General features: G+C 47.4%; 15 protein-coding genes. 14 read left to right on the top strand and 1 reads right to left on the bottom strand.

Features of this window, described 5'->3' with window-relative positions; translation table 11 throughout:
• From thiI to BR62_RS0117765, 4 genes are all read left to right on the top strand, one after another.
• Complete coding sequence (gene thiI, locus BR62_RS0117750; protein WP_032871699.1) at positions 1-1,206, top strand: tRNA uracil 4-sulfurtransferase ThiI; 1,206 nt, start codon at positions 1-3, stop codon at positions 1,204-1,206.
• A gap of 79 nt (positions 1,207-1,285) precedes the next feature.
• Complete coding sequence (locus BR62_RS0117755; RefSeq protein ID WP_007408043.1) at positions 1,286-1,507, top strand: alpha/beta-type small acid-soluble spore protein; 222 nt, start codon at positions 1,286-1,288, stop codon at positions 1,505-1,507.
• A gap of 148 nt (positions 1,508-1,655) precedes the next feature.
• A complete protein-coding gene (gene mbcS / locus BR62_RS0117760; protein WP_012118182.1) occupies positions 1,656-3,242 on the top strand; it encodes an acyl-CoA synthetase MbcS in 1,587 nt (528 codons plus the stop codon).
• A 23-nt stretch (positions 3,243-3,265) separates the two neighbouring features.
• On the top strand, positions 3,266-4,861 hold the full coding sequence (locus BR62_RS0117765) for an amidohydrolase (RefSeq protein WP_032871700.1): 1,596 nt from the start codon (positions 3,266-3,268) through the stop codon (positions 4,859-4,861).
• Positions 4,862-4,877: 16 nt separating this feature from the next.
• Here BR62_RS0117765 and BR62_RS0117770 read toward each other — a convergent pair whose 3' ends face one another.
• The gene (locus BR62_RS0117770; protein WP_032871701.1) at positions 4,878-5,684 is read right to left on the bottom strand and encodes an NAD kinase; all 807 of its coding nucleotides are present in this window, start codon (positions 5,682-5,684) and stop codon (positions 4,878-4,880) included.
• A 181-nt stretch (positions 5,685-5,865) separates the two neighbouring features.
• Here BR62_RS0117770 and sppA point away from each other — a divergent pair, with 181 nt between their 5' ends.
• The 10 genes from sppA (at position 5,866) to argH (ending at position 15,114) form a co-directional block, all read left to right on the top strand.
• A complete protein-coding gene (sppA, locus tag BR62_RS0117775; RefSeq protein ID WP_003152419.1) occupies positions 5,866-6,873 on the top strand; it encodes a signal peptide peptidase SppA in 1,008 nt (335 codons plus the stop codon).
• 13 nt (positions 6,874-6,886) lie between these two features.
• Positions 6,887-7,378: an RDD family protein gene (locus BR62_RS0117780; RefSeq protein WP_007408048.1), complete on the top strand. Its 492-nt coding sequence runs from the start codon at positions 6,887-6,889 to the stop codon at positions 7,376-7,378.
• A gap of 77 nt (positions 7,379-7,455) precedes the next feature.
• On the top strand, positions 7,456-8,145 hold the full coding sequence (locus BR62_RS0117785; RefSeq protein ID WP_007408049.1) for a DUF2953 domain-containing protein: 690 nt from the start codon (positions 7,456-7,458) through the stop codon (positions 8,143-8,145).
• A gap of 12 nt (positions 8,146-8,157) precedes the next feature.
• Positions 8,158-8,598, top strand: coding sequence for a GerW family sporulation protein (ytfJ, locus tag BR62_RS0117790; RefSeq protein WP_013353179.1), 441 nt, complete (start codon positions 8,158-8,160; stop codon positions 8,596-8,598).
• 115 nt (positions 8,599-8,713) lie between these two features.
• Entirely contained in the window at positions 8,714-9,217 is a 504-nt protein-coding gene (gene tpx / locus BR62_RS0117795; protein WP_007408050.1) for a thiol peroxidase, read from the top strand.
• Between the two features lie 61 nt (positions 9,218-9,278).
• Entirely contained in the window at positions 9,279-10,265 is a 987-nt protein-coding gene (locus BR62_RS0117800) for a class I SAM-dependent methyltransferase (protein ID WP_007408051.1), read from the top strand.
• A 311-nt stretch (positions 10,266-10,576) separates the two neighbouring features.
• Positions 10,577-11,764 carry an acetate kinase gene (locus BR62_RS0117805; protein WP_007408053.1) on the top strand — a complete coding sequence of 396 codons (1,188 nt, stop codon included), beginning with the start codon at positions 10,577-10,579 and terminating at the stop codon, positions 11,762-11,764.
• A gap of 100 nt (positions 11,765-11,864) precedes the next feature.
• On the top strand, positions 11,865-12,377 hold the full coding sequence (locus BR62_RS0117810) for a MogA/MoaB family molybdenum cofactor biosynthesis protein (RefSeq protein ID WP_032871702.1): 513 nt from the start codon (positions 11,865-11,867) through the stop codon (positions 12,375-12,377).
• A 152-nt stretch (positions 12,378-12,529) separates the two neighbouring features.
• Positions 12,530-13,741, top strand: a complete 1,212-nt coding sequence (locus tag BR62_RS0117815) for an argininosuccinate synthase (RefSeq protein ID WP_003152428.1) — start codon at positions 12,530-12,532, stop codon at positions 13,739-13,741.
• The gene (gene argH / locus BR62_RS0117820; RefSeq protein ID WP_003152429.1) at positions 13,738-15,114 is read left to right on the top strand and encodes an argininosuccinate lyase; all 1,377 of its coding nucleotides are present in this window, start codon (positions 13,738-13,740) and stop codon (positions 15,112-15,114) included. Before BR62_RS0117815 ends, argH begins: the two co-directional genes overlap by 4 nt.
• The last annotated feature ends 26 nt before the right edge of the window (positions 15,115-15,140 follow it).

The following is a 15,140-nucleotide window of genomic DNA, read 5'->3' on the forward strand; positions in this document are numbered from 1 at the left end:
ATGAATTACGATCATATTTTAATCCGTTTTGGTGAAATATCCACAAAAGGAAAAAACAGACGCAGTTTTATTGAAAGATTAAAACAGAATATCCGCCTGGTATTAAAGGATTATAAAAAAGTAAAATACTTTTCAAACCGGGACCGGATGTCAATTACACTTAATGGAGAAAACCCGGAGGAAATTTGTTCCTTATTAAAGAATATATTCGGCATTCAAAGCTTTAGTCTCGCAATTAAATGCGAAAGCAAGCTGGAAGACATTAAAAAAACGGCTTTAGCCGCGATAGAAGGCGAATATAAACCGGGGAATACGTTTAAGGTCGAGACCAAACGGGCTTACAAACAGTTTGAATTAGATACGAATGCGATGAACGCTGAAATCGGCGGCCATATTTTGAAAAACACGGATGGATTAACCGTCGATGTGAGAAATCCCGATATTCCGCTTCGGATTGAAATCAGGGAGGAAGCGACGTTCCTGACCATTCGTAACGAAAAAGGCGCCGGAGGCCTTCCTGTCGGTTCCGCGGGTAAAGCGATGCTGATGCTTTCCGGCGGTTTTGACAGTCCGGTCGCCGGTTTTTACGCGATGAAACGGGGATTATCAGTTGAAGCCGTACATTTCTTCAGTCCGCCGTATACGAGCGAACGGGCAAAGCAGAAAGTCATGGATCTCGCGGGATGCCTCGCGAAGTTCGGCGGCAGTATGACACTTCATATCGTGCCGTTTACAAAGACGCAGGAACTCATCCAAAAACAAATCCCGGAGAACTATACGATGACGGCGACGCGGCGTCTTATGCTGCAAATCGCGGACAGAATCAGAGAAGAACGGAAAGCGCTCGCGATCATTACGGGAGAAAGCCTCGGGCAGGTAGCGAGCCAGACGCTTGAAAGCATGTATGCGATCAATGCGGTGACGGCAACGCCGATTTTGCGCCCTTTAATCGGAATGGACAAAACAGAAATCATCGAGAAATCAAAAGAAATCGGCACTTATGAAACAAGCATTCAGCCGTTTGAGGACTGCTGCACCATCTTTACGCCGCCAAGCCCGAAAACACGCCCGAAAAAAGAAAAAATCGAGCACTTCGAAAGCTTCGTTGATTTTGAACCGCTGATTGCAGAGGCCGCTGCCGGCATCGAAACCATCACTGTTTACTCGGAGCAGGAAGCTCACGATAAGTTTGCCGGCCTTTTTTAAACTGTATACAATTACCAAAGTTTTTTTGAATGAAGACATGTGTTTTATCACATTCTATACTCACAAGGAGGTGATACACATGTCACAACAATCAAACAGCGGAAACAGCAACCAGCTTTTAGTGCCAGGCGCTGCTCAAGCTATCGACCAAATGAAGTATGAAATCGCTTCTGAATTCGGTGTAAACCTTGGACCGGAAACAACTTCTCGCGCCAACGGTTCTGTCGGTGGAGAAATCACAAAACGTCTTGTCTCTTTTGCTCAGCAAAGCATGGGCGGAAGCAGCCAGCAGCAGTTTTAATCACAACTTCACATAATGGCTAAGAGAGCGGGGAATTCCCCGCTCTTTTTTCATGAGTATAGATAGAAGGCGGGAAGCAATTTATGCATATTTTTATTGTAATGGCCTATGTTTATGTATAATGGGGAAAGAAAGTGAGGAGTTGTTCGTGTTAAAACGAGAAGATTTAATCGCCCCAAAGAACTATAACCTTGTAAATGAAATCGAAAAGTTCAGCCGTTCCAAAGAGAAGAACGCGCTTATTTGGGAAGATCAAACAGGCGGTAAGAAAGTCTGGACGTATGAAAAATTGATGGAAGAAACGAATAAAATCGGAGCCCGCCTGAAAGGTCTCGGATTTGAAAAAGGCGATAAGCTGATTGTCATGGTTCCGAGAGTGCTTGAAGCGTATGCCGTTTATTTAGCGATCTTAAAAGCGGGGATGGTCGTCATTCCTTGCTCGGAAATGCTGCGCGCCAAAGACCTTGAATACCGGATCAAACACGCCGAAGTGAAAGGCGCTATCGTTTATCCTTCATTTATAAACGCGTTTGACGAGGTGAATACCGAGCAGCTGGTGACATTGTCAATCGGTGAAAATAATGTCGGCTGGAAAAACCTCCTAACGATTGAAGCGGACGGAGACAGTTTTCAAACAGCTGATACAACAAGAGAAGACATGGCGTTTTTGTCCTATACTTCAGGCACGACCGGCCAGCCTAAAGGCGTTGTACATACACACGGCTGGGCCTTTGCCCATTTAAAAACATCAGCCGGTGCATGGCTGGATATTTCTGAAGACGATACAGTGTGGGCCACCGCGGCGCCCGGCTGGCAGAAATGGGTGTGGAGCCCGCTGCTCGCAATTCTGGGAAGCGGCGCGACAGGAGTCATTTATCACGGCAGATTCAACGCCAAGACGTATTTAGAGCTGCTGGAGCGCCATCAAGTAAATGTCTTCTGCTGTACCCCGACGGAATACCGCCTGATGGCAAAAGTGGAGGAGTTGGACAAATATGATCTTTCTGCCCTTCACAGTGCAGTTTCTGCGGGTGAGCCATTAAACCGGGAAGTCATTGACGTATTCCGGAAGCATTTCGGCATTAAAGTGAGGGACGGATACGGCCAAACGGAGAGCACCCTGTTAGTCGGCGTCCTGAAGGACATGGATATTAAGCCGGGAAGCATGGGCAAACCGACCCCTGGAAATCAAGTGGAGATTATAAACGATAAAGGCGAAATATGCGAAACAGGCGAAACGGGCGATATCGCCGTGCATTTGAGCACACCGGCCTTATTCAAGGAATATTATAAAGATCCCGAAAGAACGAAAAAGCAGATTCGCGGAGATTATTTTCTTACAGGAGACCGCGCGAAAAAAGACGAAGACGGCTACTTTTGGTTTGAGAGCCGCAATGATGACATTATCGTCAGCTCCGGATATACAATCGGGCCTTTTGAAGTAGAGGACGCGCTCGTGAAGCATCCGGAAGTGAAAGAATGTGCCGTCGTGGCGAGCCCGGATGAAATCAGAGGTTCAATCGTAAAAGCTTATGTCGTTTTACAAGACGATGAAAAGCGCAGTGACGAACTTGTCAAAGAACTGCAAAACCACGTAAAAACGATTACGGCGCCTTACAAATATCCGAGAGAAATTGAGTTTGTCGAAAGCCTGCCGAAAACGGCGTCCGCAAAAATCAGACGTGTGGAGCTGAGACAGCGTGAAGAACGGCTGAAGGCTGATAAAAAAGCATAATACAGGATAAAGGGTGAGCGGGGATGAAAGCGATTTGGCACGGCGGCACCATCTATACAATGCTGGACAAGAATCATGTCACTGAAGCCGTTTATACCGAAGAAGGCGTCGTCAGGCAGACGGGCAGCTTCCGGGAGCTCCAAGGAACATACGGTGCGCCTGATACGGAGGAAATCGATTTACATGGAGCTGTGATGTTCCCGGGGTTTACGGACAGTCATATGCATTTAATCGGACACGGGGAAAAACAGCTTCGCCTCGATTTGTCGCAGCTGACGTCAAAAGAAGCGATACTGCGGGCCGCAAAAGAAGCAGAGTGTGAATTGGAAGATGGCGAATGGCTGATCGGCGAAGGCTGGGATGAAAATCTGTTTGAGCGGCCGGTTTACGTCACGAAGCATGACCTTGACCCGCTCTTTCCCGACCGCCCCGTCCTGCTGAAGCGGGTATGCCGGCACGCCGCCGCGGTTAATTCAGCCGCATTGCGCGCGGCGGGAATTACAACCGAAACACCTGATCCAAACGGCGGGATTATCGTCCGGGACGGCACCGGTCCGACAGGCCTCCTGCTGGATAAAGCCCAAGAGCTTGTGACACAGGCCCTGCCGCCCGTCTCACTTCACTATGTCAAACGCGCGCTTCAAACGGCGATTACGGACTGCTGGTCAAAAGGCCTGACCGGCGGGCATTCAGAAGATCTGGCATACTACGGAGACGCGTCCGTTCCCGTTGCCGCGTACGAGTCATTAACCGGCAGCGGCCTTTATCCTTTTCGCGCCCATCTGCTCGTACATCACGAAGCCGTCGACAGCTGGAGCGCTCTGGATAAATCGACCGGACCTTATTTGGAATACGGAGCGATGAAAATTTTTGCTGACGGTGCGCTCGGAGGCAGAACCGCTCTATTGAAAAAGCCTTACCATGATGATCCGTCTGTTTCCGGCGTTCAGGTGCATGATGACGAAACACTTGCCGCTCTTGTTTATAAAGCGAGAGAGAAAGGGATGGAGATCGCCGTGCACGCGATTGGCGACCTTGCATTTGAAAAGGTGCTGGATGTTATCGAAAGATACCCGGCAAAGCCCGGACAGCTAGACAGGCTCATTCATGCGCAAGTATTAGATGACGGATTGATTGAAAGAGCCGCCCGGCTGCCGATCGGACTTGATCTTCAGCCGCATTTTGTGGCCAGTGATTTTCCGTGGGTGATTGACAGGCTCGGAGAAGAGCGGATGAAAACGGCTTTCGCCTGGAAAACACTGCTGTCAAAAGGGCTGCTGTGCGCCGGAGGTTCAGATGCCCCGATTGAGCCGGCCGATCCGCTTCTGGGCATTCAATCGGCTGTGCTCCGTACAAGCAAACAGCACCCGGAAGGTCCGGCCTATTATGAAAAAGAGTGTCTGACCGTGTACGAAGCCATTCAGCTTTACACGGAGGGAAGCGCGGCCATCATCCATAAAGAACATAGCCGCGGACGGATCGCCCCCGGCTATGATGCCGACTTTACCGTACTCAGCGGTGATCCGTTCAGGACGGACCCGAAAAAGCTTCATGAATTGGAAGCTGTCAAAACCGTCGTCGGCGGCCGTATCGTATATGAAAAAGAGGACAGGCAGTGATGCCCGTCCTCTTTTTTTATGATAAAAATGATCGTTTTACTTTTTCCCAGAAAGAGTTGTCTTTCAGTTTCACCGTTTTGATTTTTTTACCGGATAGTCTAATCTCAACCTTTTTGACATTCCGCGTGCTGAGCGCTTCATTATCAAGCCCGATAATCGGATGCTCATTGCCGTCTTGCACCACCTGCAGTGTCAGCTTCCGGTCTGAGCTTAAAATAAACGGAGATCCGAGTGTACGGTATGTGTTGTTGTTCAACGATGCCAGTTCGGATACCTGCATGCAGGAAATCAAAGGATCAACAACGGCGCCTGAAACAGATTTATTGTAGGCGGTGCTGCCCGTCGGGGTGGAAATGATCATCCCGTCTCCTCTGAACGTCTCAAAATGAAGATCATCAATTAACACATCCATCACAAACGTTTTAATAATGCTTGAACGGATGGAAACCTCGTTTAAACAGTGAAAATGATTGCTGCCGTCCACCGTTACGTGAATGAGCGGGTATTTTCTGACCTCAAGCTGTTCCGCGGTCATGCTGGCCGCCATTTTTTCAGGTTCATCGCTGTGAAAATCGCAGTACAAATGGGCTTTCCCTTTTTTAGCGATGCCGACATACAGGCAGTCATCACGGAATCCGGTTTTTCTGACGGCTTGCAGAAATGAGCCGTCACTGCCGATGCTGGCGATAATTCCCGCATCCTCCGGTTGAGCCGCAACTGTAAAACCGTGCGATTCAGCAAGCTGCTTCAAAGAGCTGACTTGTTCTTTTGTTTCGTTGTTTTGTTTGTGAAAAAAATAAACATTGCGGCGAAGATCGGTCATATCCCCATTCCCCTTTGCTGTCATATTTACGTTTTTCTCCCAGCAGGTATTGTGTTAAAATACCTGTGGCAATAGTGTAACATGTTTCCTGTTTATCCGTTAAGGGAAAGCGCTTCATGAAAAAAATGAATCTTTTTTTACGGGGGAACGTACGAATATTGACAGAAAAGGAGGAGAACAAATGAATGCAAAAAGATGGATTGCGCTCGTCATCGCGCTCGGCATTTTCGGCGTATCAGTCATTGCAAGTGTGACCGTCGGGGTGCTGAAGAATATCGGAGATACAGGGTCTGACTTTGCATCACTGACAGATGACACAGAGGAAGTGACGCTGGATAAGGGCAGCCCCGGCAGTAAAATCGCCGTGCTTGAAGTGGACGGCACGATTGAGGATAACGGCGGGTCCGCTGGCCTGCTCAGCTCAGGCGGGTATGATCACAGATCATTTTTAAAACAGGTTGAGCGTGCGAAAGAAGACAAAAGCGTCAAAGGAATTGTGCTGAAAATCAATTCCCCTGGCGGAGGCGTGTACGAAAGCGCGGAAATACATAAAAAACTGGAAGAACTAAAGAAAGAAACCAAGAAACCGATTTATGTATCCATGGGCTCCATGGCGGCATCGGGAGGCTACTATATTTCAACGGCCGCCGATAAAATCTATGCTTCACCGGAAACGCTCACGGGTTCACTGGGCGTCATCATGGAAAGCGTCAATTATTCCAAGCTCGCCGATGAACTCGGCATCAAGTTTGAAACCATTAAAAGCGGCGCGCATAAAGACATCATGTCCCCGACCCGCGACATGACGAAGGAAGAAAGAAAGATCATGCAGACAATGGTCAACGATTCTTATGAAGGATTTGTCAATGTCATTTCAAAAGGCCGGCACATGTCAAAAGCGGATGTGAAAAAAATTGCCGACGGCCGTGTTTACGACGGCAGACAAGCGAAAAAAATCGGCCTCGTTGATGAGCTCGGTTTTTACGATGATACGATCAGCGCGATGAAAAAGGACCATAAAAATATGAAAAACGCTTCAGTCATCACATACGAGGAAGGATTCGGATTAGGCTCGCTCTTTTCCATGAGCGCAGCGAAAATGTTTAAAAGCGAAATTGATTTTCTGAATATGAAAGAACTCATTTCGCAATCCGGTTCGCCGCGGATGATGTATCTCTATGCAAAGTAGGGGGGAAGAAAGAATGGACGCGACTTACGAAGGCTTTCACGGCAAAGAAGAGGAAGCCGAACAACAGAGGGCGCCCGAGCAGGCATATGCGGGCTTTTGGATCAGGTTTTGGGCGTTTCTTCTTGATTGGCTGGTGGTCTGGGGACTTAACCATCTCATCGTTTCACCGATTTTCACGCTGATGAAGCTCCCGGCAACAAGCGGAATGTTTACAATCTCAGCTTATTCCGTCACAACCCTGATCGTCTACCTCGCCTATTTTGTGTTCATGACGAAATGGTTTCATCAGACACTCGGCAAGATGGTCTTCGGGTTAAAGGTCACTTCTTTGACGCCCGGAAAGCCGCTGACTTGGAGCACCGTCATTTTCAGAGAAGCGGTGGGGCGTTATATCGATAAAATCTGGATTCTCTATATCGTCATTGCGTTTACGCCCAAAAAGCAGGGCATTCATGATCTGATCGCCGACACAACGGTGATTCACGAAGCGCTGTACCGCAAATAAAAGCAGTAAACCCGGAATAAACGTCCGGGTTTATTTTTTTTGGTTTTGGCGATAATGCTGCTAAGGAAGTGAAGCTTATGGGATATGCCGCAGCAGCTGTTATTCTCATTCTCATTTTGGCCTGGCTGCTCATGAGGATGAAAATCCACCTGACTTTCGAATATCTTCACGATAAAGATAACGACAAACTGACGTTTAAAATCTCGGCCTTATACGGGCTGATCCGTATTAAAAAAACGCTGCCCGTCATTAAAGTAAACAGCGAAGACGCGTCAATTGATGTCAAACAGGACACAAAATCAGAAATGAAAGGTCAGAAAAAAGAGAAGAAAAAAATCACATATGAAGATGTCAAACAGAGCATTCACAGAATAGAAATGATTCTGCACCAAGTCTTTCAGATGCGCCAAATCGCCGCTTCATTTCTTGCGGGAGTCCGTGTTACGAAGTTCGAATGGGTGACGGTTATCGGAATAAAGGACGCCGCCGTTACGGGAATCGCCGCCGGCGGATTGTGGGCCGTAAAGGGAGGACTTACGGCGATGCTGTATGATCATCTGCGTTTCATACATAAACCGGTGTGCGAAGTCATTCCGTCTTTTCAAGTGCCTGCATCCAAGACGCATTTGCAGTGTATATTCTTTTTTCGTTTTGGACATCTTATAGGTGCAGCTTTCAAATTGCTCAAATACGGGCGGAACGGACTTTCTATCATACGAAAGAAACAGCCGGTTCCGGTTGCTTCAAAGAATGATTCATCAGTTTAAGGAGGAGCGCATATGGCAGACCATCCCATTCAAGGTTTAATGAAAACCGCTATGGAAAATTTAAAAGAAATGATTGACGTGAATACAATCATCGGCGATCCTGTTGAAACGCCTGACGGCAGCGTAATCTTAACGGTTTCAAAGGTCGGATTCGGATTTGCAGCGGGCGGAAGCGAGTTTGGAGGAAAGCCGGCTGAAAAAAGAACCGAGGACGATGAAAGAAAAGAGCAGAAGCTCCCGTTCGGCGGCGGAAGCGGCGGCGGAGTATCCATTACGCCGATTGCGTTTCTGATTGTCGGAACAAACGGCGTGCGCATGCTTCATTTAGACGAAAACACCCATCTGATTGATAAACTGTTAGACTCCGCGCCTCAAACGATTGAACGCATCCAGCATATGTTTAAAAAGAATGAAAAAGGCCGGAACCAAAAAAGAACGGATATCGATTTATAACAGAAAAGTTAACTGCCGCCCGCAGTTAGCTTTTTTTACGATGCGGCATAACCTTTGCAGTTTGCATAAAACTCGACTATGATAGAGCTATACATAGATAAAGGGAGGAATCAGAATGGCTGAAATTACATTTAAAGGCGGAGCCGTGACGCTGATCGGACAAGAAGTGAAACCGGGGGACCAAGCTCCTGACTTCACGGTTCTGACAAACGGATTAGAAGAGAAGACATTAGCAGATATGAAAGGGAAAGTAACGATCATATCCGTTATTCCTTCCATTGACACAGGCGTATGTGACGCGCAGACACGCCGCTTCAACGAAGAAGCCGCAAAACTCGGTGATGTGAACGTTTATACAATCAGCGCCGACCTTCCGTTTGCACAAGCGCGCTGGTGCGGAGCGAACGGAATTGATAAAGTTGAAACATTATCGGATCATAAAGAGATGTCATTTGGTGAAGCATTCGGTGTTTATATCAAAGAACTTCGTCTTTTGGCACGTTCCGTATTCGTCCTTGATCAGGACGGAAAAGTCGTTTACGCGGAATACGTAAGTGAAGCGACAAACCACCCGAATTATGAAAAGCCTATCGAAGCTGCAAAAGCGTTAATCAAGTAAAGAGAGAAAAAGAGCTCCGGGTGCTGCCGCGGAGCTCTTTTCATGGCAAGGAGGAAACAGCATGCAACACGACCATGTCGGTCAGATTTATGAACTTTTAGATGAAGCCGCCCAAGTGATAGCAGAAGGCCTTCAGATTTCTTATATTGAGGGGCTTGCGGAAGCGGGAGAAATGTATTTTCTTGAAAAGGCCGACCAGCTTCCGCTTCAGGAAAAGCAAACCGGCGAGCTTAACAGCCTGCTTGCGAAAGCAGACTTCAGAAAATGGGAGCATGAATGGATCCGCAAGGCGTTCCAGCTCGCCATTTTAAAAGGGCTGAAAGATAAGTCCCATCCGAACAGACAGATGACGCCTGATACGATCGGCATTTTCATCAGTTACCTCGTGAATAAATTTACGGGCGGCCGAAAAGGCCTGACATTGCTGGACCCCGCCTGCGGCACCGGAAATCTTCTGCTGACCGCGGCAAACCAGCTTTCTGACAAAGCGGCAAAAAGCTTCGGCATTGAAATCGACGATGTCCTTCTGAAGATCGCTTATGCTCAGGCGAATCTGCAGGAAAAAGAAATGGAGCTGTTCTGCCAGGACAGTCTTCAGCCGTTATTTATCGAACCGGCCGATGCGGTCATCTGCGATTTGCCGGTCGGCTACTATCCGAATGACGAAGGCGCTGAAGCGTTTGAGCTGAAAGCGGATGAAGGCCACTCTTTTGCTCACCACTTATTTATTGAGCAGAGCGTCAAACATACAAAACCGGGCGGATACTTATTTTTTATGATTCCGAACCATCTGTTTGACAGCGCGCAAAGCGATAAACTGAAGCGGTTTTTTGCGGAAAAAGTGTATATCAACGCCCTTCTTCAGCTGCCGGCTACTATGTTTAAAGACGAAGCGCAGGCAAAGAGCATTTTAATCTTGCAGAAAAAAGGCGAAGACGCAAAGCCGCCGAAACAAGCGCTTTTGGCGAATCTTCCTTCTTTTGCGAACCAGCAGGCGATGCGGGAGATGACGGCAAAATTGGATCAATGGATTCAAAAAGAAAAATAATGGCGAAAAAGCAGTGTGAGATGCAAAATCCCGCGCTGCTTTTTGCTTTTTAAAATGAATGGAAATCAGGACGATAACACAAATTAAGGAAAGAAAATAACATTCCGTAAGACCGTGCCGTCCATTTGGCACAAATGAAATTTATCAGAAAATATCGACTTCATATTGTAAGCGGTACCAATGTGGATGTTGACTTGAAATGCTGAGTTGACAATGTTTAAATGGAAAAGTCAGATATTTTTTGGACTGCAGTTATGGTCTGGGAAAAAAGAACGAACAAACGAAGAAGAATTTTGATAGGAGCGTCATTTATGTCTAAAATTATTGCAATTAACGCAGGAAGCTCATCTTTAAAATTTCAGTTATTCGAAATGCCTTCAGAAAAGGTGCTAACAAAAGGTTTAGTAGAACGGATCGGTATCGCCGACAGCGTTTTCACAATCTCTGTTAACGGCGAAAAAAATACAGAAGTGACAGATATTCCGGATCATGCGGTTGCGGTGAAGATGCTGCTTCACAAGCTGACTGAATTCGGTATTATAAAGGATCTAAATGAAATTGACGGAATCGGCCACCGTGTGGTTCACGGCGGAGAAAAATTCAGCGATTCTGTTTTGCTTACGGATGAAACAATCCGTGAGATTGAAGAGATTTCAGAACTAGCGCCGCTTCACAACCCGGCTAACATCGTCGGCATTAAAGCCTTTAAAGAAGTGCTTCCGAATGTGCCTGCGGTTGCAGTGTTTGATACGGCGTTCCACCAAACGATGCCTGAGCAATCTTACCTGTACAGCCTTCCGTACGAATACTACGAGAAATACGGCATTCGCAAATACGGTTTCCACGGCACTTCTCATAAATACGTGACACAGCGCGCAGCTGAGCTTCTCGGCCGCCCGCTTGAAGATTTGCGTCTGATTTCCTGCCACCTCGGTAACGGCGCAAGTATCGCGGCGGTAGAAGGCGGAAAATCCATTGATACGTCAATGGGCTTCACACCGCTTGCGGGTGTTGCGATGGGAACACGTTCAGGAAACATCGACCCTGCATTGATTCCGTACATTATGGAAAAAACGGATCAGACGGCAGATGAAGTATTAAATACGTTAAATAAAAAGAGCGGACTGCTTGGCGTATCCGGTTTCTCCAGCGACCTACGCGATATCGTGGAAGCTTCAAAAGAAGGAAACGAAAGAGCGGAAACGGCTCTTGAAGTGTTCGCAAGCAGAATCCATAAATACATCGGTTCTTACGCTGCGAGAATGAGCGGCGTTGACGCGATTATTTTCACTGCGGGTATCGGTGAAAACAGCGTTGAAGTCAGAGAACGCGTGCTTCGCGGCTTAGAATTCATGGGTGTATATTGGGATCCTGCGCTGAACAACGTGCGCGGCGAGGAAGCCTTTATCAGCTACCCTCACTCTCCTGTCAAAGTCATGATCATTCCGACTGACGAAGAGGTCATGATCGCACGCGACGTTGTCCGCCTTGCACAGTAATGATCGAAAAAAGCACATCCTTTTAGGGTGTGCTTTTTTATTGAATGCCCCAGAATCAAACGTTACGATATGTTTAATACATAAACGATGAGGTGAAGCAATGAGTGTGCAAGAACATAAACAAGAAGCCCCGTCAGCCGTGCGCTGCAAGGTGATTACAGTCAGCGACACGAGAACGAAAGAAACCGACAAAAGCGGGCGCGTCATGATGGACTTCCTCAGGGAAGCGGGATTTGAAACGGTCGCTTATGACATTGTTAAAGATGAAAAAGATGAATTGCAGAAAGCCGTTTTATCCGGCTGTATGGATGAATATACAGATGCGGTGCTGTTAAACGGAGGGACGGGCATTGCCGAAAGGGATGTCACAATTGAAGCGGTCACGCCGCTGTTTTCAAAAGAACTCCCGGGATTCGGCGAGCTGTTCCGCATGCTGAGTTATACGGAGGACATCGGTTCCGCCGCCATTTTGTCCAGAGCGGCAGCGGGTGTGATCCAAAATACCGCAGTCTTCTGCACGCCCGGCTCCTCAGGCGCCGTAAAGCTTGCAATGAGTAAACTGATTATTCCTGAACTGCCCCATGTGCTCCGGGAAATCCGAAAAGATTTATAAATGTATAAAAAGGCTCTGCTCCGCTCAAAAAATTGGGTGGGGTTTTTTTTATAAAAGGCTTGAAAAAACAGAATTTACTTGTTACAGTGTATACATACAAAATGCATTTTTATTAATTAAAACTAATTTTTATACAAAAGGGAGCTTTTAACATGGCAGAACAAAAAAAGGTTGTATTGGCATACTCAGGAGGTCTTGATACTTCTGTAGCGATAAAATGGCTGCAAGAACAGGGATACGATGTTGTTGCCTGCTGCTTAGACGTAGGGGAAGGAAAGGATTTGGCATTCGTTCAGCAAAAAGCGCTGGAAGTAGGCGCCGTAAATTCCTATGTGATTGATGCGAAAGAAGAATTCGCCCGGGAGTACGCGCTCATTTCTATGCAGGCCCATACAATGTATGAAGGCAAGTATCCGCTCGTATCTGCACTATCCCGTCCGTTAATCGCGAAAAAACTCGTTGAAGTCGCGGAAAAGGAAAACGCGGTGGCCGTAGCGCACGGCTGCACGGGAAAAGGCAACGATCAGGTGCGTTTCGAAGTATCCATTAAATCATTAAATCCTGATCTGGAGGTCATTGCTCCGGTCCGTGAGTGGCAATGGTCGCGTGAAGAAGAAATTGAATATGCCGCAAGCCGCGGCATACCGATTCCGATCAATCTTGACAGCCCGTATTCCATCGACCAGAACCTATGGGGACGCGCCAATGAATGCGGTATATTAGAAGACCCGTGGGCGGCGCCGCCTGAAGGGGCATATGACCTGACAGCATCTCTTGAAAACACGCCGGACGTTCCGGAAATCATCGAAATCGCATTTGAAGCCGGTGTTCCGGTTTCAATCGACGGCGTAACCTACCCGCTCGCTGATTTAATTCTCAAGCTGAACGAGACTGCCGGAAAACACGGCATCGGCCGGATTGACCATGTGGAAAACCGCCTGGTCGGCATTAAGTCCCGTGAAGTTTATGAGTGCCCGGGCGCCATGACTTTGATTACGGCTCACAAAGAGCTTGAGGATCTGACTTTAGTGAAAGAAGTGGCCCATTTCAAACCGGCAATTGAACAAAAACTGTCTGAAATCATCTATAACGGTTTATGGTTCTCGCCGTTAAAAGACGCGCTGCTTGCATTCCTGAAAGAAACCCAAAAACACGTCACCGGCGTCGTGCGCGTCAAGCTGTTTAAAGGCCATGCCATTGTAGAAGGACGTAAGTCGGAATATTCACTCTACGACGAAAAACTTGCGACATATACAAAAGACGATGCTTTTGACCATCACGCGGCAATCGGTTTCATTGAGCTTTGGGGGCTGCCGACAAAAGTAAACAGCATTGTGAAAAAGAAGGAGCAGATTGAAGCATGAAGAAGCTTTGGGGAGGCCGTTTTCAAAAAACACCGGAAAAGTGGGTCGATGAGTTCGGCGCATCCATCACATTCGACCAAAACTTAGTCAAAGAGGATATTACAGGGTCTCTCGCTCATGCGGCAATGCTGAAAAAATGCGGCATTCTGACGGAAGAAGAAGAAGGCGCCATCCGACAGGGGCTGCAGACCCTCCTGCAAAAAGCAGAGGAAGGAACGCTTGAATTCTCTGTTGATTATGAAGATATCCATTTGAATATTGAAAAAATGCTGATCGAAGAAATCGGACCGCTAGGCGGCAAGCTCCATACCGGCAGAAGCCGGAATGACCAGGTGGCGACCGACATGCATTTGTATTTGAAAGATCATGTCTCACATATCATCGTGCTGATTGAACAGTTCCAAAAAGCGCTGATCGAAAAAGCGGAGGCCAATGTCGAGACCATTCTGCCGGGGTACACCCATTTGCAGCGGGCTCAGCCGATTTCTTTCGCCCACCATCTGCTTGCTTATTTTTGGATGCTTGAACGGGATAAAGAGCGTTTTCGCGATGCTATGAAGCGGATTAACATATCGCCGCTCGGATGCGGGGCGCTTGCCGGAACCACGTTTCCGATAGACCGTAACTATTCGGCGGAGCTGCTCGGTTTTGACTCCATTTATGAGAACAGTCTTGACGGAGTCAGTGACAGAGATTTTATTCTCGAGTTTTTAAGCGGCAGCAGCATGCTGATGATGCACCTTTCGCGTTTATCAGAAGAAATCATTCTATGGTGCTCGCAGGAATTCAGATTCATTGAACTGGATGATACGTATGCGACGGGAAGCAGCATGATGCCGCAGAAGAAAAACCCCGACATGGCGGAGCTGATCCGCGGTAAAACCGGACGCGTATACGGTGATATGATGGGGCTTTTCACGATTATGAAAGGGCTCCCGCTCGCTTACAACAAAGACCTGCAGGAAGATAAAGAAGGCATGTTTGACACGGTGAAAACCGTTGAAGGAAGCCTTCAGATTTTCACGGGCATGATTGAAACGATGAAAGTAAACAAGGACATCATGAAACAAGCGACAAAACAAGATTTTTCAAACGCGACGGAACTTGCCGATTATTTAGCTAAAAAAGGCATGCCGTTCAGAGAAGCGCATGAAGTGGTCGGCAAGCTTGTGTACAGCTGCATTGAAAAAGGAATCTATTTAAGTGATATGGCATTTGAAGAATTCCTTCAAGCCAGCAGTCTCTTTGAAGAAGACATCTATACCGTGCTCGATCCGCATCATGCGGTTGAAAAAAGAATGAGCGCCGGCGGAACGGGTTTTCAGCAGGTAGAACAGGCGCTCGTAAAAGCAAAAGCCTGCGCCGGCATTTAATTTGCTGAAATTTCCTTCATATTTTC

This window comes from Bacillus sp. UNC69MF, from assembly GCF_000746035.1.
Classification (GTDB): domain Bacteria; phylum Bacillota; class Bacilli; order Bacillales; family Bacillaceae; genus Bacillus; species Bacillus velezensis.